This window comes from Brevundimonas sp., assembly GCF_035626975.1.
GTDB lineage: Bacteria > Pseudomonadota > Alphaproteobacteria > Caulobacterales > Caulobacteraceae > Brevundimonas.
In genome coordinates this window covers 43,789-68,170 of the sequence record NZ_DASPMQ010000005.1, presented here as the reverse complement: position 1 = coordinate 68,170, position 24,382 = coordinate 43,789, and the positions used below count along the sequence as shown (strand labels likewise).

Genomic DNA, 24,382 nt, shown 5'->3' with positions numbered 1-24,382 from the left:
GGCTTCCACGGATGCGGGATCGTGGTTAACGACCGGTGAAGAGAGGACGACTATGCCCGCTTCAGCGCCGGTTTCACGCCATAGGTCGCCCAGCGCCACAGCCATTCGGCGGGGCCATAGGCGTAACGCGCCAGCCACCAGCGGCTGAACACAATCTGCAGCCCGAACACCGCAAGGGTGAAGGCGAGGCTCAGCGTCGGTCCCATCCAGGGCAACAGGCCGAAGCCGAAGCCGTACAGGAAGACGAAGAAGAAGACGCTCTGGGTCAGGTAGTTGGTCAGGGCCATCTGTCCCACCGAGCCGAGCCCGGACAGGAACCGGCGCACCGCCGGCAGCTGGCACAGGACGACGATCAGGGCTCCGTAGCCGAGGGCCTGGACGAGCTCCGCGACCGGCGCGACCCCTCTGAACAGCGCCTGGGCCCACGGCATCGGCTCCAGCTCCATGCCGGCCATCATCGATCGGCGCAGGCTGGTCAGCAGGCCGAGAGGGATGAAGGTCGCGGCCACGATGGCGAAGCCGGTCAGATATCGTTCGGGCTGCTGAAGCCAGCCCTGCCGATAGATCCAGCTGCCGATCATGAACCGGCCGAGAATCCATCCGAAATAGCTGAGCGCGATCGGCTGGGTGTAGAATTCGACGAACAGCGTCCTGAACATGGCGACCACGAAGGCCGGATAGTCGTGGCTCATGACGATCGGCCAGCGCGCCGCCGCCCCCGCCTCAAAGAGCGCGACGAAGGCGGGCGGTTGTCCCTCGGGCGTGGTCAGCTGGTAAAAGATCATCACCGCGGCGGGCAGGAGGGTGGCCAGGACCAGGCCCGCTCCCAGCAGCCATCCGCTCGACCAGCGCCGCGTCAACAGCAGCAGCAGGGCCATGGCGGCATAGGCGTTCAGGATGTCGCCGGCCCACAGCAGGCTGGTGTGCGCCACGCCCACCGCCAGCAGCACGAGGACCCGTCGCAGATAGATCGTCCGCCCGTCGCCGCCCCGCCGGCCGATGCGGTCCATCATGATGGCGAAGCCGAAGCCGAACAGCAGCGAGAACAGCGCCTGCGCCTTGCCGCCCATCAGCAGGGCGGACAGGAAGCCCACCACCTTTTCCAGCGTCTCCATCTGCGTCAGGCCGTGGATGTTGTCCGCGGGCACGAGGAAGTCGCCCATGCCGAAGACGTTCATCCACAACACTCCGAACAGCGCGAAGCCGCGGATGATGTCGATCTCCCCGATACGGTCGGCCTGCGCGGTCGGCAGTGTGGCGTCTGTCACGTGGTAGTCCCCCCATCCCCTCGACGTGAATGCACAGGCGTAACCGACCCGGCGCCGGAGTCCAGCCGTCAGACCGGCTGTCGCTTCGACGGCGGCCGCGAGATTGCGCAAGCGAAAGACCTCAGACCGGAGCCTGGCGTTTGCGCGGTCATGGTCAATCAGGCGTGAAACGACCGGAGCCGGTCAAGGCCGAATGAGAAAGGCCCCGGCGTGAAGCCGGGGCCCTTCCTTCGGAACGCGTCCCGAAAGACCTAGAATACGAAGCGGGCGCCGATCGAAACGACATGGGCGCTGCCTTCCGCCCGGATGGAGTCCGTGCCGTCGGAAATCTCGAACGTCGGCATGTCGATGTAGCGGTAACCGATGTCCCAGGTCATGGTTTCCGACATCGGGATCGTCACGCCGGCCTTCGCCTGCCAGATGAGGCTGGAGTCGTCTTCCGACTCGCCGGCGACTTCGTAATCGACCATGCCCCAGCCCACACCTGCGCCGACATACGGCGCGACCGGGCCGCCCGTCGAGAAGTTGTACATGACGTTGGCGAGAACGCCGACGGTCGACACGCTCGCATCCAGGGGACCGAAAATGGCGTCCGCCTCGGCCGTATCGATGTCGCTCTGGACGTACAGCACTTCGCCTTCGACCGAGAAGGCGCTGTCGCCGCGGGTGCCAGCGGCGATGCTCGCGAACAGGCCGGACTCAAGATCGGCGTCACCGGAGAACGTGTCGGGCGGCGAGACGACGTCGAGATCCACGGAGCCGGCGACCGCTCCGCCCAAATTGACCTGGACATAGCGGCCCGAGTTGTCCTGGGCCATGGCGGGCGTCGCAAGCGCAGCGGCGGCTACGGCAGCCAACGCAATGAATTGTTTCATGATCTGTTTCTCAAAATGCCGCCCCCGATGAGCGGGGCTGCAACTTGCTCCAAGTTGTGGCGAAGCGCGAGATGCACGGCAGCGTTTTGCTGCGGCACTGTTTTGTTCGCGCCACAGTAACGCTGGGATTCCGGTGCGGCGCCTCGACGCGTGTCTCACGGCGCGAGGAGGCGGGAACCAACCTCCGGGCCCATGGATTAGTCTCGCCGCCGGATAGCGTTGATCGACCAACCGCCAAGGAGGGGCGGCGATCAGACGTCCGGCGCGCGTCCGCCCCGGACGCCCCACCCTCATCGGTCCGGCCGCGGATGAAAATCGGAACGCCGGTCGTTGAGACCATCAGGACGGGGCCCGCGGCTGGCGCGGGCCATCGTCGGCATCAGGAGGGTTATCCCCATGGCTGCTTCTTCCGGAGCCGCTCGCGCGGCTGTGTTCGACACGCGCCTCGTGTCCCCGCTCGCCTTCGCCGAGATCAATCTGACATCGGCGCTGCACGGCGTCGCTCCGGCGCCCCTGGCCTTCGCGGCCAACGACAATCGCGACGGCGAGACCGCTGTGGCCTCGTGGAGCCTGAGTTGCGGCTGCGGCTGCGGCAAGGGCTGGACGGACTTCTTCCGCGACGGAGTCGGCGACCGGGTTCGAACCGTCGGCGTGGACACGGTCACCAATCCCCTGCTGCTGGACACCGTCGGCGGCGACAGCGCCGGCGCGGCCCAGGCCATCACCGTCGGCTCGACGACCTATGGTGTGATCGAGGACTTCAACGACCAGGACTTCTTCGCCGTCACCCTGGTCGCGGGCCAGACCTATGCGATCTCCCAATTGCTGCATGTCGGCGGCACCGCCACGGGCGACGGAACCCTGTTGAGCGGCGTTCCGCTGGCCGACGCCTTCATCGAGCTCTACGGCGCGGACGGCACGACCCTGCTGGCCTCGGCCGACGGCGGCAGCAACACCACGCCCTCAGGCCTCGACGCCAAGCTGTTCTTCACTGCGACGACCACGGGCACCTACTACATCAACGCCCGCAGCTTCGATCAGGACGCGACCAATGGCACGGACGGCGACCATGTCGGCGACTACACGCTGAACGTCCGGGCCGTCGAAGCCTCCGAAGCGCCCCTGCCGCGCTTCTATTCGGCCGCCGGCCAGGCGCCCAACCCCCTGCTCGACTCGCTCGACTGGGGCAGCACCTGGGACCACACCGTCCGCAACCCTGACGGCGACAACGGCACGCGCACGGACAATGGCGTCGCCGACGGCGGGACGCCGATCACGAACACCGAATACGGCATCGTCGGCAAGAACGTGATGAAGGTGTATTTCGCCAAGCAGGGCGACGTCTTCCTCAGCGAGGATCCCCTCAATCCGGGCCTGGAAAACTCACTTCAGGCGCGCAACCTGGAGCAGTGGGAACGGGACGCCTTCTGGAGCTGCATGAACATCTACGAGCAGGTCACCGACCTGAAGTACATCGAGGTTGATAACCGCGCGGACGCCGACATCAAGATCATCGTCTATCCGGGGACGCCGGGCGCGGGCGCCAGCCTGCTGGGCCGCATGAGTCCTCCCGGCGAACAGAACGAAGGCCAGACCGAGATCAACGGCGGAGACTATCGCTGGACCGAGGAGGGCGTCAGCCCGGGCGGCTTCTTCTTCCCGACCCTGCTGCACGAGTGGGGCCACGGCCACGGCATGAAGCATCCGCATGACACCGGCGGCGGCGGTCCTGTCATGAGCGGCGCCGGACCCAGCGAAGACCCGGTCGAGGGCGCGATCGGCGGCCAGTACGGCGACTTCGGCCTGAGCCAGCAGATGTACACCATCATGTCGTACAACGACGGCTGGAACGAGACCGGCGGCGTCGGCGGCCGACCTGCCGGCCATGGCGGCCCCAGCTCGGGCGGCCTCGAGATGCAGGCCGACCACTTCGGCTGGATGGGCACCCTTGGCGCGCTGGACATCGCGGTGCTGCAGGACAAGTACGGCGTCAACGAGGAGTGGGCGACCGGCGACGACGTCTACACGATCGACGACGTCAACGGGGCCGGCCACTACTACCGCGCCATCTGGGACGGCGGCGGCAATGACGAGATTCGCTATGCCGGATCCCGCAACGCCACCATCGACCTGCGCGCCGCGACCCTGCAGTACGAGGAAGGCGGTGGCGGCCGGGTGTCCTACGCGCTCGGCGCCTGGACCGGCTTCACCATCGCCAATGGCGTGATCATCGAACGGGCGACCGGCGGCGACGGGAACGACACCCTGACCGGCAACGAGGCGGCCAACATCCTCGCGGGCGGCCTTGGGACGGACGTCCTCAACGGCGACGTCGGCGACGACACGCTGAGCGGCGGCGGCGGAGCCGACACCCTGAACGGCGGCGCCGGATCCGATACGGCGGACTATGGCTCGGCGGCGGCGGGCGTCAGCGCCCGGCTGTCGATCGGACGGGTCCTGGATGACGGCTCGGGCGCGGTCGATGTGCTGACCGGCGTGGAGAACGTCACCGGCTCGGCCTTCGCCGACACCCTGTTCGGCGACGGCTCCGCCAATGTCCTGCTGGGCGGTGCGGGGCGCGACACCCTGATGGGCAACGCCGGCGCGGACGTGCTGGGCGGCGGCCTCGGCGAGGCGAACACCGTGTACGGCGGGCTCGGCGACGACCGTTTCCTGGTGGACCTGGCCGGCGACACCCTGATCGAGTACGAGGGCGAGGGCACCGACACCGTCGAGACGACCGTCGCCGCCCTTACGCTCAGGGCCAATATCGAGAACCTGATCTACACCGGCGCCGGCAACTTCGCCGGCATCGGCAACGCCTCGGCCAACGTAATCACCGGCGGCGTCGGGGCCGACACCCTGACGGGCGGCGGCGGAAACGACACCTTGAACGGCGGCGCCGGTCAGGACCTGGTTCTGCTGACCGGCGTTCGCGCCGACTATGTCGTGACGGCCGAGGCGGGCGGAGCCTACCGCGTGGCCGACGCCGTGGCGGCGCGCGACGGCGTCGACCTGCTGACGGGTGTGGAGCGCGTCCGGTTCAGCGACGGGACCACGGCCCTGCTGTCCGACCTGGTCGCCGCATCTCCGGCCGCGGCGGCGACGTCGTCGTCGGCGAAGTCCTACGACGCCCAGATCCTGCCGGGCATGTCAGACGACGACTTCATCGTCCTGAAAGGCGGCGACGAACCGCTGATCCTGCCCGATGAGGGGCTGTCGGCTGACCTGGCTCCCTGGAGCCGGTTCGGCGGCGAGACGGACCGGATGTCGGGCCTGTTCGACCGGGATGACGGGTTCACGGGCGAGATGGCGGGTCTGTGGCGCCATATCGACGGGCTGGATGACTGGATGTAGGCTGGCGCGACCGGCTTGCGACGACGCCGGGGCGATCGACTTTCGCCCCGGCGTCACGCCGTCATTTCCGCCCTGCCCTGCGAGAGACCTCCCATGTCCGACGTCGCCCCGGCTTCAGCCTATGATCCTTCCCGTCATCTGAAAGCCGGACGCGGAAAGATATATCCGTCCATTCTGGACACCATCGGCGACACCCCCGTGGTCGGCCTGCCGCGGCTGTCGGAGGAATACAGGCCGAAGGCGACGGTGCTGGCCAAGCTGGAGTTCTTCAATCCGATCGGCTCGGTGAAGGACCGGATCGGCGTGGCCATGATCGACGCGCTGGAACAGGCGGGCCAGATCGGGCCGCACTCGGTGCTGATCGAACCCACGAGCGGAAACACCGGGATCGCCCTGGCGTTCGTCGCGGCGGCCAAGGGCTATCGGCTGATCCTGGTCATGCCCGAGAGCATGTCGATGGAACGCCGCAAGATGCTGGCCCTGCTGGGCGCCGAACTGGTGCTGACGCCGGCCGAGAAGGGCATGAAGGGCGCCATCGCCGCGGCCCAGGAGCTGCTCGACAAGACGCCGGGCGCCGTAAGCCCGTCGCAGTTCGACAATCCGGCCAATCCCGCCATCCATCGGGTCACGACGGCCGAGGAGATCTGGAACGACACGGCCGGAGAGGTCGATATCGTCATCTCCGGGGTCGGCACCGGCGGGACCATCACCGGCGTCGGCCAAGTGCTGAAGGCCCGCAAGCCGTCAGTGCGGATGATCGCGGTCGAGCCGACCGCCTCGCCCGTGCTGTCAGGCGGCGAACCCGGCCCGCACAAGATTCAGGGCATCGGCGCCGGGTTCATTCCCGCCAACGTCGACCGTTCGGTCATCGACGGCGTCGAGCAGGTGTCCAACGACGACGCCTTCGACATGGCCCGCAAGGCGGCGCGCCTGGAGGGGATCCCGGTCGGCATCAGCTCGGGCGCCGCCCTGGTGGCCGCCTTCCGTCAGGCCGCCTTGCCAGAAAACGCCGGCAAGATGATCGTGGCCATTATTCCGAGCTTCGCCGAGCGCTATCTGTCCACGGCGCTGTTCGAGGGCCTGTAGGCACGAGTTTGTTGCAACCGTGTTTCGCAACTGTGGACCCGCGGCGGCGGGCGCTTAAAGAAGCTTAACTTTACGCGATCGCGTACGGCGGCGCATTGGCGGCATGCAACCTGTGGAGCCGCCATGCGCGCCTTGATCGCCTCGTTGAGTCTGCTCGCCGCCACCCCAGCGCTGGCTCAGGATGAGCTGACCTCCCTTTCGGACGAGTTCGACAGCGGCGTTCTGACCGGCTGGGTCCGCTTTGATCAGGCGTTTGGCTGGCCTGACAAGATCAAGGCGTTGGACGTCGGCGAAACTACGCCGGGCGCCCTGCACATCGAGCCGCATCATTCGGCCTGGGTGCGCGATCTGAACGCGCCATTCCTGTTCAGGGAAGTAAACGGCGACTTCGACGTGAGGGCGCGCGTCCGGGTGCGGAGCCAGGAGGGCGACATTCCGGGCGGTACGTGGTCCCTGGGCGGATTGATGGCGCGTGTGCCTAACCGATCCACGGCGGAACGATGGGCGCCGAGATCAGAGAACTGGCACTTCATCACCACCGGCGTCGGGCAGGTGGCGGGCGAGCCTATGACGGAGACCAAATCGACGTTCAACAGCTACTCCTCGCTGAGGCTGCGGCCGTTTCCGACCGGCTGGGTCGAGTTGCGGCTGGTCCGGGTCGGCATGGTGCTGATCGCGCTCGCCCGGCCGGAGGGCGAGACCCGTTGGCAGGTGCGGGACCGGTTCTACCGGATGGAGAACAATCCAGTGATGCAGGTGGGCCTCATCGCCTACACGACGAGCGACGACGTTCCGCCCGGACCGGAGAACCCCGAAGCGATCAACCGCACCGTGGACCGTGAGTCGCGGGTCGACATGGTGCTGGAAGTTGACTGGATCCGGTTCGCCCGGCCCTTGCCGCGCGTCCGCCCCGACTGGTACGCGCAGGTCAGCGCCAACCCACTGGCCGATCCAAACCTCCCGGAGGCTGAACTGCTCGAGGCTTTGGGAAGCTGATCTGGCGGCGAGGACCGTCACGGGCGGTTAACCGGCGAGCCTTAACCTTGACCGACATGTCCGAGCTCGCTCTCATGCCAGAGGAGGCCGCGCCGCAAGGCGGCTTCCGCGCGCGCCATGCCCTGCTGAAGCGCCTGGCCGACGTGGTGTCGCTGCCGACCAGCCGGATCAACGCGTTCGAGCGGGCGGTGACCGGCGACCTTCTGGTCGAAATGCTGCGCCTGGCGTCCCATGAGGATCGCAAGCGGGTGACGGCGCGGCTGGCGCCGCTGGCCGAACTGCCCAGCGCCCTGACGCGAATGCTGCTGCGGGACGAACCGGATATCGCGGGCTTGCTGATCGAGCAGTGCGCCTCGCTGTCGGACGCCGACCTGGTCTCCTGCGCGCGGGACGCCGGGACCGAGCACCGGCTCCTCATGGCCGGCCGCCGCGCCCTGTCGGAGGTGGTCACCGAGACCCTCATGAGCTTTGGCGAGAGCCCGGTGATCGAGGCGGTGCTGAGAAACAACACGGCGCGGCTGAGCCAGGTCGCCGTCGAGGGCGTGGTCAGCCTGAGCCGGACCGAGCGCGGTCTGTGCCACCATCTGCTGAAACGGCCCGAGCTGAGGCCCTCGGGCGCCTATGTCATGTTCTGGTGGTGCGAGCCTGACGACCGCCGCACCATCCTCCAGAGGTTCGCCGTCTCCCGCGAGGTCATGCAGGAGGTGGTCGAGGACGTCTTCGCGATGGCCGCCGAAGAGAACTGGCAGGACCCGGTGTCGCGCAAGGCGCTGCAGTTCATCGAGCGCCGCCAGAGGAACCGGGCCGCCATAGAGAAGAGCCCTTACAGCGGTCTTGAGCAGGCCGTCGAGGCCGCGGCCCGCGATGGCCTGACGCGCGAGGTGGCGACGGAGATCGCCTATCTGTCCGGCGTCAAGCCGGTCACCGGAGCCAAGATACTGGGCGACCCGGGCGGTGAGCCGCTGGCCATACTCTGCAAGGCGACCGGCCTGGGCAAGTCGGATCTGACGGGCCTGTGGCGGTCGATGCGACGACCGGAAACCGCGGACGACGGATCGATTCACCCTGCCTGGGAGCGGGTCCAGATCACCTACGACATGCTGGCCGTGGACCGCGCCCAGACGGTGTTGCGTTACTGGAACTGGTCTCTGTCCTCCGCCCTGACGCCCGCTCTACTGAGGGCGATCCGGGACGGCGAGGAAGACGGGATGGACGACTATTCAGCGCCGGAGCGGGCGGCGATGCTGGCCTTGGCGGAAAACTTCGGCCGCTGATCCGGGCGCGCAAGTAGAGCTCGGTTAGTCTGATAAACGCCACGCGAATACGCTATTGCCTGAATCAGGGTTCGTCTATATTGACCCCGCGACAGGCTGGCGGTGAACGTTCGGCTGAGACGACCAGATCACAAGGTGAGGCCGCGCGTATGGAAGACAATTCGCAACTGCTTGAGATGACCGCCGACATCGTGTCGGCCTATGTCGGCAACAACAACGTTCAGGCTACCGAAGTGCCCGGCCTGATTTCCAGCATCCACGCGGCGCTGTCGCAGGTTTCAAGTGGCGCGGTCGAGCCCGAGCCCGAACCGAAGGAGCCGGCGGTTCCGATCCGCAAGTCTATCACGCCGGACTACCTGATCTGCCTGGAAGACGGCCGCAAGTTCAAGTCGCTGAAGCGCCACCTGCGCACCAAGTACAATATGAGCCCCGAGGAATATCGCGCCAAGTGGGGCCTGCCGAAGGACTATCCGATGGTCGCGCCGAACTACGCCAAGGCGCGTTCGGACCTCGCCAAGCAGATGGGTCTGGGCCAGGGCGGCCGCAAACCCGCCCGCGCCGCCGGCCGCGCCAAGAAATAAGCCGGTTCATACGACTGGCTGAGAAGCGGCCGCCCCGGGCGACGGGGCGGCCGTCTTGCGTTTGGGGTCAGGCCGCCTGGGCGCCGCGCCGCATGCGCCAGAAGCGCAGGGTCCTGAGCGCGGCCTCGCGGGTCAGTTCGGCGTACATGCGGGCGTAGGAATGCGCCTTGGCCATGGCGTCGCCGTCGTCGTTCAGCAGCACCACCGCATAGGTCAGGAACAGGGCGCGATCGAGGTCGGCGGCCTTGCAGACCACGGCCAGGGCATCCAGTTCCCGCCGCTCGATGATCTGGCGGGCGGTATGGAAATCAATATCGGCCAACTGGGCCAGGGCGATCAGGAACGAGGTCCGGCCGCCGGTGCGGTCGCCTGACCGAAGGAAGCGGGCCAGCATCTGGGGCGTGAGCTGTCCGGCGGCCTTCAGTTCCTCCACATAGGCCGAGCATTCCGCGTAGTCGGCGGGAAGGGCGCCGTCGTCCGTCGCGATCCGGGCGCGACCGGCGGCCAGGGCGCTCTCCAGCAAGGCCGGATCCATTCTCGCGTTCTGTTCGAGTATCCGGGTCCGCAGGCGCGCCTCGACCACGAAATACATGTCGTTCAACAGATCCGGCGGCAGGCTGGCGCGTGAAATCGTGGCTTCGTGCAGGTCGGGGTTGGACTTCGCCCGCTCCACGGCGGCCTCCGAAGCCTTGCGCGACAGGCGGGCGCCGTCGTTCCGCAGAAGGGTTCCAAGGGTCTCGTCGTCGCCGCGCTCGACGATCACCTCGGAGACGGCTTCGGACACCGAGGGCCGGGCGGAGACGGCGCGCAGATGGTCCTGACCGTGCCGGCGCACCACCCCCAGCAAGTCCTCGTCCGTCAGCACGGGCGAGGCGGCCAGCACCGCGCCGGCGACGGCGGCCTCGTCGTTGGCCAGCCGGCGGATCAGGGTGTGCGGCGCGTCGGGAGCGTTGGCGAAGCGCGCGGACAGCTCGGCCCGCACGGCGGTTTCCATGTCGTCAGCCAGCTTGACCAGCACCGCGTCATACAGGGTGTCCTCGGTGGCGGTGCGGGCCGATCCACCGAAGAAATGGTCCGTCAGTTCACGCAGCAGGGTGCGGCGCTTCTCGCTGGAGTCCTCCTCCGCGAGGGCGATCAGGTCGGGCAGACGCGACAGGGTGGACGCCTCGATCACTGATGATCCCCGTCGGAGGCGGCGGGGGTCGCCCGCATGTTTCCGTCGCGATCGCGGATCAGGGTCGGGCCCTGCGCCGGTTCGGCCAGGTCTTGCGTGGCGGGGGTCTCCGTCATCGACACCACCAGGGCGTCGACATAGGTGGGCGTGGGCATGACCAGCGCATCCGGCTCGCGTCCGTTCTGCCGGTGCACGGAGTAGTACCGGGCCCCCTGTTGCGGGGGGCGCTCACCGGAGTCGGCCACCTCCGCGACGCGGCGCGGCTGAGCCGGCGCTTCAGCCGGGGGCGCGACGGCGGACGGGGCTTCCGGTTGTGGAGCGGGCGCCGCCTGCTGCATCCGGAAGATCGGCGCGTCGCGGCGGGGAGCCATCGGGTCCGCAGCGGCGTCCGTAACGGAGGCGTCGCCCTGTCGAAGGGGCGCGGGATAGACGGCTTCGGCGGGCGCGGGCTGACCGCGGCGGCCCTGGTCGGGCAAGTAGTCGGGGCCGGGAGACGGCTGCGGCGCGGGCGCCGACGGAGCCGGCGGTACAGGAGCCGGAGCCGGTTCGGGCGGAACCGCCGCCGGCTGAAGCCAGGCGTTGGCGGGAGTCAGGGTTCGCCGGGCGGGCCCGGGAGCGGGAGACAGGCGGCGCGGGGCCGGCGGCTCCGACGCGGCGAAACCGCCGTGGGGGATGACGGTGTTCGGGCGGCGCAGGTCGGTCCGGGCCGGCGCAGGCCGGGCCCCATCGCGCGTGGAGGGGGCCGCCGGCTCGCCGCGGCCCTGCCAGGACAGATAGCGAAGGCCCTGCGCCTGCCCGGCTGCCGGGGCGGATTGGGCCGAGGCGACGTCGGCGAGCGCCAGCACACCTGTGGCGGCGAGAGCGGCGACGGCGAGGATCGAGGCGCGGCGCAAGGGCGGGCTCCGGACGCGGAAACTGGAGCGCCACGGTAGCCGTGCGGGGCTTAACCCGCCGCTAACGGGGAGGTCCGTTCAGGCCAGCCGGCGCCGCACGGCGCCTTCGATCGCTCCGACGACGGCGTTCAGCGCCAGACCCATGATCATCAGGCAGACCAGGGCCGCGAGCATGTCGGCCGTGCGCAGCCGGTTGCCGGCTTCCAGCAGCCGCCAGGCCAGACCCTGCGTCGCGCCCGAGCCGGAGACGAACTCGGCCACGACGGCGCCGATGACCGACAGGCCGGCGGCGACCCTCAGGCCCTCGAGGATGAAGGGAAGGGCGGCCGGCAGGCGCAGCCTGAGCAGCCGCTGCAGCGGGGAGGCGCCATACAGGTCGAACAGCCGCTCCAGATCCGGATCTGCGGACTTCAGGCCGGTCAGCACGCCCGAGAAAAGCGGAAAAAAGGCCACCGCCGCAGCGAGGGCGACGACAGCCCTGTCGGCATGGTCGAGGCCCGCCCAGATCACCACCAGCGGGGCGATGGCGACCACGGGGGTGACCTGCAGCGCGACCGCGAGGGGGCGAACGGCCTGCTCGGCCGATCGATTGAGCGAAACGGCGAGGGCCAGACCGCCGCCGAGCCCAAAGGCGACGACCAGGGCCTGGAAGGCCATCCAGAAGGTCGCGGCGGCGGAGGACAGCAGCAGCGGCGCGCGGTGAACAAGGGACAGGGCCACCGCGCCGGGAGGAGGCAGCAGGTAGACCGGCAGCTGAAAGGCGCGGCAGGCGATCTCCCACGCGAGGAGGAGGAGAGCCGTCAACAACAGGGGCGGCAGGAGGCGGCTCATGAACCCCTCTCATCCGCCGCCGGGATGGCAGTCATGCTGCGAGCCAGTTCCGCGGCCAGCCTTTCGACCGCCGCACGATAGTCGACGTCGGCCCGCCATCCCTCCGGTCGGGGCAGCACGCCGGGAGAGGCCAGTTCCGCAACCACCCGTCCCGCCGCGGCGTCGAGCACGACCGCGCGGTGGGCCAGATAGACGGCCTCTTCGACGTCATGGGTGACGAAGACGATCGCGGGGCGGGGCTTCCGGCCGGCCCAGAGCCGGTGCAGGTCCTCAATGAGGCGTCGGCGGGTGACGCTGTCGAGGGCGGCGAACGGTTCGTCGAGCAGCAGCAGGTCCGGTTCGGTGACCAGGGCCCGGGCGAGCGAGGCCCGCATGGCCATCCCGCCGGACAACTGCCGCGGACGGGTCGACAGCCGGTCGCCCAGACCGACGGCCGCCAGGCCCGTTGACGCACGGCGGCGGGCCACCTCGCGGGGCGCGCCAGCCAGTTCGAGCGGCAGGGCGACGTTGGCCAGGACGTCAGCCCAAGGCATCAGGGTGGCGGTCTGGAACACGAAGCCGATGCGCCCGCGGCCGGCGCCGCGGATCACCGTCCCGTCCGAGGGCGTCTCGAGCCCGGCGAGGAGGCGCAGAAGGGTGGATTTTCCCGCCCCTGACGCGCCGACCACGGCCAGGATTTCTCCGGGCGCGACGCCCAGGTCGACCGGTCCCAGCGCCGGCCGGCCCGGGTAGCGGACGATGACGTCCCGCAGCGCCGCCGCGAACGCCTCTTCGGCGTCAGCCACGGCCGGGCAGATACTGGGTCGTGAAGGCCTGTCGCCAGTCGAGGCCGGTTGGATAGACGCCCGCCTGGGAGGTCACCTCGAAGAAGGCCTGCCAGCGTTCGGGCGTCATCGCGCCCAGGCCGTAGAGCGCCGCGTCGCCGCCATCGACGATGCCGTGCGCCTTGAGCTTCGCCCGGGCCTGGTCGAGGACATCCTGGGTCATGTCGGGATTATCCCGGCGGATGAGGGCGTCGGCGGCCTTGCCGTCGCCCTGGATGTAGTCGCGCCAGCCCTCGGCCGAGGCGGCGATGAAGCTGCGCAGGGCGCGGGCGTTGTCGCGGGCGAAGGCGTTCGGGGCCAGCACCATGGTGGCGTAGGAGGGGTAGCCCTCGTCGGCGAGCAGGAAGACCCTGGGCGTGAAGCCGGCCTCCTTCTCGATGGTGTAGGGCTCGCTGGTCAGATAGCCCTGCTGCACCGCGCGTTCGTCGGCCAGGAAGGGCGCCAGGTTGAAGGTGTATTTGCGGACCTGGTCGTCGGTGAAGCCGTATCGGGCTTTCAGCCAGACCCAGAAGGCGTTGATCGAGGCGTCGGCCAGCAGGATGGGACGGCCGCGCAGGTCGGCGATGGAGTTCAGCGACGGGTCGGGGTGGGCGATCAGGACCTGTGGGTCCTTCTGGAAGAATGCGGCGACGGCCTTCACCGGCGCGCCCTCGGCGACGAGGTTCATGGGGATGAAGCTGTTCGAGCCCATGCCGAGCTCGACGGCGCCGGAGGCCAGCAGTTGCGGCACATTAACGGACGGGCCGCCCTGGATGATCTGCACGTTGAGGCCGCGCTTCCCGTAGGCTCCGGAGGCCAGGGCCTGGTAGAAGCCGCCGTGCTCGGCCTGGGCGCGCCAGTCGGTGGCGAAGCGGAGCCGGACCCGGCCGTCGTCGTCGACCGGAGCCTCCGAGCGTCCGCAGGCAGCGAGAGCGGTTGTCGCCGCCAGTGCGCCGGCGCCGGCGATCAGGGCGCGGCGGTCAGGCGATGTGGGGCGATTCCCGCGCAGCTTCATGGCCTTGGTTTACGGCCGGGGCGTTGGGAAGGGAAGGGGATGGGCGATCCGGGCGCGACGCTCCGGGGGGCGCACCCGCGAAAGCGGCCACCGGAATTGAGCGAGGGGACGAAGATCCCCGGCGAACCGGTTTTCCTCGTCCCCTCGCCAAGTCCGGGTTGGACTTGGCCATTGAGGTTCAGGACCCTGGCTTCAGCATCAGCGAGGCGAACCCCGGCGATGGTCGGCTGTATCCTGTCGCGCTCCTGGTCTCCGGCGTTCCACGAGGTCGAGCCCCGCGCCGTCCATCGATCCCGATCCGGTTCCCTCCGGGTCTTCTGGGGCCGAAGCCTTCGAAGGATCCTTTGGGCCTTGATCCTGTCTCCCGTCCGTTAAGGTCGAAACCCCCCGGTGCGTTCGATCAGAGAGCCGGGCCGGTCCGCTTTGAGCCCCGGGTCTCCCCGGATTTCCGCGCCGCCGTGTCCCTCGGCCTGTTGACGTTCGCGCCAAATCCGTTAGACGGCAAGCGCCCGAATTCGGCCGGCTGTGCGGAACCGCCCCGGCCCCGGTGCATAACCCTGTGCATATCTGTGGGCGGACCGAATTCGCGGAAGCGGATCAGCGGTTTGCGTTTTCCACAGAAAGCGGTCGATCAACCGCCCAACGCTTCCCGCTTCGCCTCCAGCTCCAGCCATTCCTCCTCGGCGGCGGCCAGAAGCGCGCGGGCGCGGTCGGCGTTGGCGGTGGCGCGGTCGAAGGCCTTGCGGTCGCGGGCGTAGAGGCCGGGGTCGGCGAGAGTCGCCTCGTGGCGGGCGATGTCGGCGGGGAGGGTGGCGAGCAGGCCCTCCAGCTCCTTGAGCCGATGGGTGTCCTTGAAGGTCATCTTCGCCGGCTTTTTCGGCGCGGCGGCCGCAACGGTCGCCGGAGCCGGCGCGGCCTCCGCGCGGCGGGCGGCCTCCTTGTCCTGCGGACGTGGATTGGCGCCGGGGCGGAGGAAGCCGGGGTTCTGGCGGATGAAATCGGTCCAGCCGCCGGGCGTCTCGACGATGTCGCCGCGGCCGTTCATGGCGATGGTCGAGGTGGCCAGGCGGTCGACGAAATCGCGGTCGTGGCTGACCAGGATCAGGGTGCCGTCGTAGGACTCGAGCAACTCCTCGAGCTTGTCGAGCGTGTCCATGTCGAGGTCGTTGGTCGGCTCGTCGAGGACCAGCATGTTGGCCGGCTTGGCCAGCGCGCGGGCCAGAAGCAGGCGATTGCGCTCGCCGCCGGACAGGGTCGAGATCGGCTGGCGCAGCTGGCCTTCCTGGAACAGGAAATCCTTGGCGTAGGCGGCGACGTGCTTCGACACGCCGCGCACGAGGATGGAGTCGCCGCCGCCGGGGGTCAGGGCGTCCCACAGGGTCATGTCGCTGCGCAGGCCCTCGCGCGACTGATCGAGGTAGACGGGGTCGAGATTGGCGCCGAGGCGGACCGTGCCGCTGTCCGGCTTGAGCTCGCCCAGCAGGATCTTCACGAGGGTGGTCTTGCCCGCGCCGTTGGGACCGACGATGGCGAGGCGGTCGCCGCGGATGACACGGGTGGTGAAGGGTTTGATGACGGCGCGGTCGCCGAAGGATTTGGTCACGCCCTTCAGGTCGGCGACCAGCTTGCCGGAAGCCACACCGGAATCGACGCCGAGGTTGAGCTCGCGCGGCAGGTCGCGGACCCGTTCGGAGCGGTCGGCGCGCATGGCGTTCAGGGCGCGGGCGCGGCCCTCGTTGCGGGTGCGCTGGGCGGTGATGGAGCGATAGAAGGTGTAGGTCTCGCGCTCGATGGCCTTGTTCAGGCGGCGCAGGGACTCGGCCTCCTCCTCCATGACCTTGTCGGCCCATTCGTCGAAGGCGGCGAAACCCTTGTTGAGGGTGCGGACGCGGCGACCTTCCAGCCAATGGCAGGACTGGGTGACGCGGTTCAGGAAGGCGCGGTCGTGGCTGACCACCAGTACGGCGAAACGGGCGCTGAGCAGTTCGTTCTCGAGCAGTTCGATGGCCAGAATGTCGAGGTGGTTGGTCGGCTCGTCGAGCAACAGCAGGTCAGGCTCTTCCGCGAAGGCCCTGGCCAGGGCGGCGCGACGGATCTCTCCGCCCGACAGGTTCACCGCGGGCTTTGCGGGGTCGAGGCCGAAGGTGGTCAGCCAGGCCTCGGCGGTCCACGGCTGGGCGTCGCCGGAAACGGCGTAGTCGAGCAGGGTCTCGCCCGTGATGTCAGGTTCCTGGGGGACGTAGGCGAAGCGGACGCCGGCCTGCACCGAACGCTCGCCGGCGTCCGGCTCGACCAGGCCCATGACCAGCTTCATCAGCGTGGACTTGCCGGCGCCGTTCCGACCCACCAGCGCGGCGCGGGTGCGCGGCTCGATGGCGATATCGACCCCGTCGAACAGGGGGCGCGGCCCGTCCTGCAGGCGGACGTCCTTGAGCGCGACGAGCGGGGGTTTTCCGGGGGTCTTGGCGGCCATGAGGCGGGGGCTATAGACCGGGCGGCGGCGGTCCGCCACCCGGTGGACGCGTTCATCGCGTTCAACAGGGCGCCCAGTCCCCCGGGACTTCCAAGCGTCGCCGGAACCTCGGTGGAAGAGCGCTGACGACACGCACTTCCAATCGGCGTATGAGGCCGCCGATGGAACGACCCTTCTGGCAAACCAAGCGTCTCGAGCAGATGACGCGCGAGGAGTGGGAGAGCCTGTGTGACGGCTGCGGACTGTGCTGTCTGGTGCGGTTCGAGGACGAGGACACGGGCGAGGTCGTGCCCACCCGGGTGCACTGCCGGCTGTTCGACCCGGTGCGTTGCACCTGTTCCGACTACGCCAATCGCCGGGAGCAGGTGCCCGACTGCATCAAGCTGACGCCGTGGAACATCGAGGCGCTGGAGTGGATGCCCAAGTCCTGCGCCTACCGCCGCATCCATGAGGGACGGGCGCTGGCCGCCTGGCATCCGCTGGTGTCGGGCGACCCGGAGAGCGTTCATGAAGCCGGCGTATCGGTGCGGGGGCAGACCGTGTCGGAGCTGGCCCTGAAGGACCCGGAGGACGCGCTCGACTTCGAGGCGCCCGAGTGGACGGACGAACGCGGCGGAGAGCCGCGCTAACCCTTAGTTCGCACACCGACGATACCATCGCCTCAATGGTGAGGTAATTTTCGTGCCGCCCGCGGACCACGACAGGACAGGACCGATGGAGAGCCCGGGACAGAGGCTCGTCCAGCTCGCCTGCGCCCTGTTCGACACGCCGATCGGCCTGCTGACCATCCTGCGCGAGGAAGAGACCGCTTTTCGGGCGGCCGTGGGCCTGGACATGGAGTCCATCCCGGCTGACGGCAGCGTTACACGACTGATGGTCGCCGGCGAACCAGGGATGGTGCTGGTGATCGAGGATGGTCTGACCGACGAGCGTGTCCGCGAACATCCGCTCGTCGTCGGACCGGCGGGATTGCGCTTCTATGCCGGAGCCAGGGTCAGCGACCGGGACGGGGGGGCGGTGGGTTCGATCTGCGTCTGCGACACGCGTCCGCGTGGACCGTTGACGGCGAAGGAAACCGCGAACCTGAAGCGACTGGCCGAGATGGCCGGCGATCTGATCGACCGGGACGCGGAAGCCCGGGTCAGCGCGGAAAAGATGGGGACGCTGCAACTGGCCGAGACCATGGCCGGGGTCGGGCATTTCCATGTGGAGGCGACAACCGGGATGGTGTCCTGGTCCGACGAGGTGTTCCGGATTCACGGCCTGGAGCCTGGCTCGGTCGATCCGACGCAGTACAGCGCGATGGCCAATTATCATCCCGAGGACGCGCGGATGATCCAGACCTTCATGGCGCGGGCGATGGAGACGGGCGAGGGATATGAGGCCCGGCTCCGCCTGACGCGCGCCGACGGGGAAGCGCGGGTAACCCGCTCGATCGCCCGTTGCGACCGCGACGAGACGGGGGCCGTCACCGCCGTATTCGGGGTGTTCCAGGACATCACCGACGACGTGCGCGCGCATGAACAACAGGCCGAGATGGTCGAGACGCTGAAGATGGCCGAAACGGTCGCCGGCGTCGGCCACTGGCGATGGGTGGTGGAGAGCGACGTCGTGACGTGGTCGGACGTCGTCTATGCGATCCATGGCGAGGATCCGACGTTCGAGCCGACCGTCGAGTCGGTCGTCGCCGCCTACCATCCGGACGACCGGGGGGTGCTGCAAGCGATGATCGAGCACGCCCTGGCCACGGGCGAAGGCTATGAATGCCAGCTCCGAATCCGGCGGCCGGACGGCGCCGAACGGATCGCCCATGCCAAGGCGCTGTGCGAAATAGGTCCGAAGGGCCGAGTCCAGGCCCTGTTCGGCGTGATCCAGGACGTCACCGAGGAGGTGCGTTCGCATGAGGCGATCGCGACCAGCGAGGCGCGCTACCGGCTGCTGGCCGACCGGGCGACGGACATCATCATCACCTACGGCGTCGATGGCGTGGTGACCTATGTGTCGCCATCGATCGAAACCGTCACCGGCCACGCCCCCGCGACCGTGGTGGGAAAGATGGTGACCGACCTGATCCATCCCGACGACGTGCCCATCCTCGAGGATAGTTTTCGTGCGTACGCCAACTCGGGACCGGAACCGTCGAATTTGAGCGTGACCTATCGGGGGTACAATCGCGACGGCGAAATCCGCTGGTTCGAGGCGCGGACCACCGTCGTCCGCAATGCTGAAGGGCAGGTCGTCGAGCTCCAGGATTTGATGCGCGACGTCACCGACACGAAGCGGCTGGAGCAGGATCTGATCGAAGCACGCGACCGGGCCGAGGCCGGAGCACGGGTCAAGTCGGAATTCCTGGCCAATATGAGCCATGAGCTGCGGACGCCGCTGACCAGCGTGATCGGTTTCTCGGGCCTGTTGCAGCAGAGCGAAGCCCTGCCGTCGGATGAGCGGCGCTACGTCGATCACATCGCGACCGCGAGCGTGGCCCTGCTGGGGGTCATCAACGACATACTGGACTACTCCAAGCTGGAGGCGGACGCGGTGTCGCTGGAGTCGCGGGCCTTCGATCCCGCGGCGATGGCGCGCGCCGCGGCGGCCATGGTCGAGGGCCAGTGCGAGGCCCGGGGACTGTCGCTGACCGTCGTCGTGGACCCGTCGGCGCCTCCCGCCCTGACCGGCGACGAGGGCCGGCTGCGACAGGTGACGCTGAACTTCCTGTCAAACGCCGCCAAATTCACGGCCAAGGGTGGCGTGCGCCTGGAAATGGGTTGGTCGGACGGGCGGCTGAGGCTGGCGGTCAGCGACACGGGGATCGGCGTGTCCGCCGAAAAGATCGACACCCTGTTCGAGCGTTTCAGCCAGGCCGATACCTCGACGACGCGACTGTACGGGGGCACCGGCCTGGGGCTGTCGATCTCGCGGCGGCTGATCGAGATGATGGGCGGGGAGATCGGCGCAGAGAGCCGGCCCGGCGAGGGTTCGACCTTCTGGTTTGAAGTTCCGCTGCCCCCCGCGGAAGCGACGGACAGCGTCGGCCGCGGGACCGAGGGACCTTCACCGCAGGGACTGCGCATTCTCATGGCCGACGACGCCGCCGCCAACCGCGAGCTCGTCACTGCGATCCTGAGCAGCATGGGGGTGGCGCTTGAGACGGTCGTCGACGGCGCCCAGGCTGTCGAGGCGGCCCGTGGCGGCGGCTATGACCTGATCCTGATGGACGTGCACATGCCGGTGATGGACGGGCTGGACGCGACCCGGGCGATCCGCGGTTTCGACGGCGCCGCAGGTCGGATCCCGATCGTGGCCCTGACCGCCAATGTGCAGCCCGACCAGGTCGAGCGATGCCGGCAGGCAGGCATGGACGACCATGTCGGAAAACCGATCCAGGTAAGCGAACTCCTGCGGGTCATAGCAGCCCGGCTTGAGCAGCGGGCGGCGGGCCAGGACGACGCAGCCGCCGCCTGAGTGCGTGACGCTGTGCTGACCTTTCGGGAATCTATAGTCGGGTTCGCGATTTAAAAGCTCGCTGAATCAGTAGCATGACCTTTTCTCGAGCCATTCTTCCATCCTGATAACGCTGGGGGCGTATGATGTTGATACGTCGGCAAATCAGGTGAGCGTCCCCGGAAGAGCGGGCGCGGCGGATGCGCCGGCGACATGACCTGACCGGCGCGATCGTCGGCTACCTCGGAGATCACCATGCTGAATTGGCGGCGACCCTTCGGGGGGCGGCGAAGCCTTGTCGCGCCCGAAATCAAGGATAGCCGGGCCGGCCCCCTGATCGCCCTGACCAGCGCCGGGCGTCCGCGATGGACGCCCAGGGATTATGCGAACCTGGCGACGGAGGGGTTCGGCCGCAACGCGGTGGCCTATCGATGCATCCGCATGGTCGTCGAAGCGGCGGCGTCGACTCCCCTGGCGGTGTTCATCGACGGCGTCAGGCGCGACGACCATCCACTCGCCTTGTTGCTGGCCCAGCCGAACCCGGAGCAGTCCGGGACGGAATGGCTGGAAGCGCTGTACGGCGGCCTGCAGACTGCGGGTAATGCATACGCGGAGGCCGTTGGTGACGACACGCCCGCCGAGCTCTGGACGCTGCGGCCTGACCGGATGAAGGTGGTCCCGGGCCGCGCCGGCTGGCCCGAAGCCTATGAGTATACCGTCGATGGCCGCGCGCTGCGGATCGGCCGTCACGCCGACGGCTGGATGCCGGTGATGCAGCTGAAGCTGTTCCATCCGACCGACGACCACTACGGCTTTTCGCCGCTGGAGGCGGCGGCGTCGGCGATCGACGTGCACAATGCCTCAAGCGCCTGGAACAAGGCGCTGCTGGACAATGCTGCGCGACCCAGCGGCGCGCTGGTCTATGGCGCCAGGGATGGCGAGCGGCTGACGGCGGAACAGTTCGAGACCCTGAGATCACAGATCAACGAGAGCCACGCAGGGACGATGAACGCGGGCCGGCCGATGATCCTCGAAGGCGGGCTGGACTGGAAGCCGATGAGCTGGACGCCGGCCGACATGGATTTCATCGCCGGGAAGCACGCGGCGGCGCGCGAGATCGCCCTGGCCTTCGGCGTCGCGCCGCAGCTGTTGGGGATTCCCGGGGACGCGACCTACTCAAACTATCGCGAGGCCAACGCCGCCTTCTGGCGCGGCACGGTGGCGCCGCTGGTGAGGAAGACGGCGGCGGCGCTCACCGGGTGGCTGGGCGGCCGGTTCGCGGGTGCGAGGATCGAGGCGGATCTGGACGGCCTGCCGGCGCTGCAGCCGGAGCGGGACGCCCTGTGGGCGCGACTGGAGGCGGCCAGCTTCCTCACGGACGAGGAACGGCGACGCATGGCTGGAGTAGGTGTGTGATGGATATGCGGAAGGTTCCGATAGCGGTGATCGCGGCGCTGGCGGTGCAGACCGCCGGGGCCCTGGTATGGGCCGGCGGCGCGGCGGCGCGGATCGCCACCCTGGAAGACCGGGTCGGCGAGCACCGTCAGGTGGCGGAGCGGCTGGCGCGGCTGGAAGAGCAGAGCAAGGCCACCCGCGCGGCGGTCGAGCGGATGGAGACGCGGTTGGAGCGCGGCGCGTGAGCGGGGTCCCCGGCGCAACAATGCCCGCAGGATCGCGGCCCGGTTCCGTTCGGGACGAGGGGCTCGCGATCGAAGGCTATGCGTCCCTGTGGGGCGTGGCCGACCTGAACGGCGACGTCGTCTCGAAAGGCGCCTTCAATGGGAGCGTCGCCGCCGCCGGTGCGCGAGGCGTCCGGATGCTGCATCAGCACGAGAGCCGGTCGGTGATCGGCGTCTGGGATGAGATCATCGAGGACGACCGCGGCCTGTGGGTGCGCGGGCGGGTCATGGATTGGTCAGCCGAGGCGCGGTTCGCGCAGGCCCTGTCCAGGGCCGGCGCGCTGGACGGACTGTCGATCGGCTTCCGCAGTCGGCGGGCGCGGCGCGAGGGGCGATTGAGGGTGCTGGTCGAAGTGGAGTTGTGGGAGGTGTCGCTGGTGACGTTTCCGATGCTGCCGGGCGCGCGGTTCAGGCCGATCGCTCCGCCCGGGCGCGCCGGTATGCCTCCATCCCGCGCTTGACCAACGCGAGCCCTTTCGGGGTCTGGAGCGCCCGCCCGGCGAAGATGCCGAGGACGCCCGCGAAGACGATCGGGATGTCGAAGACGACCACGGCGATGAAGCCGGCGGCGGCGATGGCCACCCAGAGGCCGATGATCAGGGAGATTTTCTCGTCCTTGTCCAGGGGCGCGGCGCCGGCCGGGGCCGGGGCGAGAAGCGTCTCGATCAGGGAAGGGGCGGGGACGGGCTCCGTGTCCTGAAGCCGCTGGAGCGGACCGACATTGACAAGGGTGCGCGGCGGAGCGGGTTGGGCCGGCTCGGCATGGCGCTGCAGATCCGTCAGAGGACCGGGCGGCATCAGGGCGGCGGGCTCGAAGGCGATGGAGTCGCCCCGATCGTTGACGGTGAAAACCTGGTCGTACGGAACGCGGGCGAAGTCGACAGCCCGGGTGTCCAGACCGTAGGCGTCGCCGTGGAGGGCGACCAGGCGGCCGTTCAGGAGTTCGACCTGGAAGGCGATCGGATCGGGCAGAGCGCCGACCATGGCGTGAACCGTGCCGAAGCGACCGGTGGCGCGCTCGACCGACAGCGGACGTCGGGAGTTGACGATGATCGCGGTGAACAGGCCTGAGCCGGTGTTGCGGCGCGTACCGGGCAGGCTTTCCTCGAACTGACCGGCCAGATCGGGCGCCACGCGGCGCAGGTCGTGGGCCATCGCGGCCATGACCTCGCGCTCGAGTTTGGTGAAGCGGGCGCTCACCCGGCGCCGCCACGGGACAAAGACATTGTTTCAAGGGGGCGGCTCACGCCCCGACCCTAACCGCATCCCGCGGTTCCTGAAAACCGGAGACACCATGAAAGAGACCAAGACGGCCTCGGGCACCCCCGAGGCGCGCGCCGCCATGCACGAGATGATGGCGGCGTTCGAGGCGTTCAAAGGGGCGAACGACGCCCGGCTGGACGAGATCGAGCGCAAGGCCTGCGCCGATACGCTGCTGGAGGAAAAGGTCGCGCGGATCGACCAGGCGGTGAGCAGTGCGCAAGCGCGGCTGGATCGGGTGGTCAGCGAGGGGCGGAGGCCGGAGCTGGCGGCCAGCCCCTCGACCGATTCGCGTTCCTCCTCTCCCTTTCATGGGGAGGAGAAGGCCGCATTCGACGGCTATCTCAAGACGGGCCAGTCGTTCGGGCTGGAGCTGAAGGCGGGACTGTCCACAGCGTCGAACTCGGCCGGCTATGTGGCGCCGGAGCAGACCGAGCGGGCCATCGAGCGGCGCCTGATGGCGGGGTCGCCGATGCGCGAGATCGCCAGCGTTCGCACCGTCGGCGCCGGGGTGTTCAGGAAGCCCGTGTCCACGGCCGGCCTGGCCGCGGGCTGGGTCGCCGAGACGGCGGCGCGCCCGGAGACGGATCCGGCGACGCTGGCGTTGCTGGAGTTCCCGTCGGCCGACCTGTACGCCAGTCCCGCAGCGACGCAGAGCCTGCTGGATGATGCGCTGATCGACCTGGACGAATGGCTCGCCTCCGAAGTCGAGGACGCTTTCGCGGCCCAGGAGACGACGGCCTTCGTAACCGGCGACGGGATCAACAAGCCCAAGGGGTTCCTGAGCTACGACATCGTGGCCGAGGCGAGCCATGAGTGGGGCAAGATCGGCTATGTCGCCTCGGGCGCGCCGGGGGCGTTCTCACCGTCCAGCCCGACCGACAGGCTGATCGATCTGGTCTATGCACCGAAGGCCCGATACCGGCCGAATGGCCGTTTCGTGATGAACCGCAAGACGGTGTCGGCGGTGCGGAAGTTCAAGGACAGCGACGGCGGCTACATCTGGCAGCCGGCGCAGCGGCCGGGCGAGACCGCCAGCCTGCTGGGCTATGCGGTGACCGAGATCGAGACCATGCCGGACATCGGGGCCGACGCGGCGGCCATCGCCTTCGGCGACTTCCAGCGCGGCTATCTGATCGTCGACCGCGCCGGTGTCCGGGTGCTGCGGGATCCGTACTCCGCCAAGCCCTATGTGCTGTTCTACACCACCAAGCGCGTCGGCGGCGGGGTTCAGAACTTCGACGCCATCAAGGTGATGAAGTTCAGCGCGAGCTAGTCGCGAGGGGCGAGGGGCGACGCGCGCTCCTGACGCGTCCGGTATCCGGCGACGGAGGGGACGGGGTTGGCGATCAGTCGCCCCTCGTCCCCGGCCTCTC

20 protein-coding genes are annotated in these 24,382 nt (G+C 68.7%); 11 read left to right on the top strand and 9 right to left on the bottom strand.

Annotated features, from left to right (window positions below):
- Positions 1–50: 50 nt before the first annotated feature.
- Positions 51–1,268, bottom strand: a complete 1,218-nt coding sequence (locus tag VEB62_RS01115) for a DUF418 domain-containing protein (RefSeq protein ID WP_324794621.1) — start codon at positions 1,266–1,268, stop codon at positions 51–53.
- Positions 1,269–1,519: 251 nt separating this feature from the next.
- On the bottom strand, positions 1,520–2,143 hold the full coding sequence (locus tag VEB62_RS01110) for an outer membrane protein (protein ID WP_324794620.1): 624 nt from the start codon (positions 2,141–2,143) through the stop codon (positions 1,520–1,522).
- A 396-nt stretch (positions 2,144–2,539) separates the two neighbouring features.
- Here VEB62_RS01110 and VEB62_RS01105 point away from each other — a divergent pair, with 396 nt between their 5' ends.
- From VEB62_RS01105 to VEB62_RS01085, 5 genes are all read left to right on the top strand, one after another.
- A complete protein-coding gene (locus VEB62_RS01105) occupies positions 2,540–5,500 on the top strand; it encodes a M10 family metallopeptidase C-terminal domain-containing protein (protein ID WP_324794619.1) in 2,961 nt (986 codons plus the stop codon).
- Between the two features lie 93 nt (positions 5,501–5,593).
- Positions 5,594–6,586 carry a cysteine synthase A gene (gene cysK, locus VEB62_RS01100; protein WP_324794617.1) on the top strand — a complete coding sequence of 331 codons (993 nt, stop codon included), beginning with the start codon at positions 5,594–5,596 and terminating at the stop codon, positions 6,584–6,586.
- 123 nt (positions 6,587–6,709) lie between these two features.
- Positions 6,710–7,582 carry a DUF1349 domain-containing protein gene (locus VEB62_RS01095; protein ID WP_324794616.1) on the top strand — a complete coding sequence of 291 codons (873 nt, stop codon included), beginning with the start codon at positions 6,710–6,712 and terminating at the stop codon, positions 7,580–7,582.
- Between the two features lie 56 nt (positions 7,583–7,638).
- A complete protein-coding gene (locus VEB62_RS01090) occupies positions 7,639–8,856 on the top strand; it encodes a DUF2336 domain-containing protein (protein WP_324794614.1) in 1,218 nt (405 codons plus the stop codon).
- 149 nt (positions 8,857–9,005) lie between these two features.
- Positions 9,006–9,437, top strand: a complete 432-nt coding sequence (locus tag VEB62_RS01085) for a Ros/MucR family transcriptional regulator (RefSeq protein WP_324794612.1) — start codon at positions 9,006–9,008, stop codon at positions 9,435–9,437.
- A 67-nt stretch (positions 9,438–9,504) separates the two neighbouring features.
- Here the strand turns inward: VEB62_RS01085 and VEB62_RS01080 are convergent, their stop codons facing one another.
- From VEB62_RS01080 to VEB62_RS01055, 6 genes are all read right to left on the bottom strand, one after another.
- Complete coding sequence (locus VEB62_RS01080; RefSeq protein ID WP_324794610.1) at positions 9,505–10,611, bottom strand: DUF2336 domain-containing protein; 1,107 nt, start codon at positions 10,609–10,611, stop codon at positions 9,505–9,507.
- Positions 10,608–11,504, bottom strand: coding sequence for a hypothetical protein (locus VEB62_RS01075; RefSeq protein WP_324794608.1), 897 nt, complete (start codon positions 11,502–11,504; stop codon positions 10,608–10,610). The genes VEB62_RS01080 and VEB62_RS01075 overlap by 4 nt, the downstream gene beginning before the upstream one ends.
- A gap of 78 nt (positions 11,505–11,582) precedes the next feature.
- The gene (locus VEB62_RS01070) at positions 11,583–12,335 is read right to left on the bottom strand and encodes an ABC transporter permease (protein ID WP_324794606.1); all 753 of its coding nucleotides are present in this window, start codon (positions 12,333–12,335) and stop codon (positions 11,583–11,585) included.
- A complete protein-coding gene (locus VEB62_RS01065) occupies positions 12,332–13,120 on the bottom strand; it encodes an ABC transporter ATP-binding protein (RefSeq protein ID WP_324794605.1) in 789 nt (262 codons plus the stop codon). Before VEB62_RS01065 ends, VEB62_RS01070 begins: the two co-directional genes overlap by 4 nt.
- Positions 13,113–14,153: an ABC transporter substrate-binding protein gene (locus VEB62_RS01060; RefSeq protein WP_324794603.1), complete on the bottom strand. Its 1,041-nt coding sequence runs from the start codon at positions 14,151–14,153 to the stop codon at positions 13,113–13,115. The genes VEB62_RS01065 and VEB62_RS01060 overlap by 8 nt, the downstream gene beginning before the upstream one ends.
- A 631-nt stretch (positions 14,154–14,784) precedes the next feature.
- Positions 14,785–16,626: an ABC-F family ATP-binding cassette domain-containing protein gene (locus VEB62_RS01055; RefSeq protein ID WP_324794601.1), complete on the bottom strand. Its 1,842-nt coding sequence runs from the start codon at positions 16,624–16,626 to the stop codon at positions 14,785–14,787.
- A 161-nt stretch (positions 16,627–16,787) separates the two neighbouring features.
- Here VEB62_RS01055 and VEB62_RS01050 point away from each other — a divergent pair, with 161 nt between their 5' ends.
- The 5 genes from VEB62_RS01050 to VEB62_RS01030 all read left to right on the top strand — a co-directional run bounded on the left by VEB62_RS01050 (position 16,788) and on the right by VEB62_RS01030 (position 22,207).
- Positions 16,788–17,255 (top strand): YcgN family cysteine cluster protein, encoded by a 468-nt coding sequence (locus VEB62_RS01050; RefSeq protein ID WP_324794599.1) that lies wholly within the window; start codon positions 16,788–16,790, stop codon positions 17,253–17,255.
- Positions 17,256–17,340: 85 nt separating this feature from the next.
- Positions 17,341–20,088, top strand: coding sequence for a PAS domain-containing protein (locus tag VEB62_RS01045; RefSeq protein ID WP_324794598.1), 2,748 nt, complete (start codon positions 17,341–17,343; stop codon positions 20,086–20,088).
- Positions 20,089–20,322: 234 nt separating this feature from the next.
- The gene (locus VEB62_RS01040; protein WP_324794596.1) at positions 20,323–21,483 is read left to right on the top strand and encodes a phage portal protein; all 1,161 of its coding nucleotides are present in this window, start codon (positions 20,323–20,325) and stop codon (positions 21,481–21,483) included.
- Entirely contained in the window at positions 21,483–21,707 is a 225-nt protein-coding gene (locus VEB62_RS01035) for a hypothetical protein (protein WP_324794594.1), read from the top strand. Before VEB62_RS01040 ends, VEB62_RS01035 begins: the two co-directional genes overlap by 1 nt.
- Before the next feature lie 20 nt (positions 21,708–21,727).
- Complete coding sequence (locus VEB62_RS01030) at positions 21,728–22,207, top strand: HK97 family phage prohead protease (RefSeq protein WP_324794592.1); 480 nt, start codon at positions 21,728–21,730, stop codon at positions 22,205–22,207.
- Here VEB62_RS01030 and VEB62_RS01025 read toward each other — a convergent pair.
- The gene (locus VEB62_RS01025; protein ID WP_324794590.1) at positions 22,155–22,946 is read right to left on the bottom strand and encodes a hypothetical protein; all 792 of its coding nucleotides are present in this window, start codon (positions 22,944–22,946) and stop codon (positions 22,155–22,157) included. The genes VEB62_RS01030 and VEB62_RS01025 overlap by 53 nt on opposite strands.
- A 94-nt stretch (positions 22,947–23,040) precedes the next feature.
- On the opposite strand from VEB62_RS01025, the gene VEB62_RS01020 reads away from it, so the two are divergent.
- Positions 23,041–24,282: a phage major capsid protein gene (locus VEB62_RS01020; RefSeq protein WP_324794588.1), complete on the top strand. Its 1,242-nt coding sequence runs from the start codon at positions 23,041–23,043 to the stop codon at positions 24,280–24,282.
- Positions 24,283–24,382 lie beyond the last annotated feature (100 nt).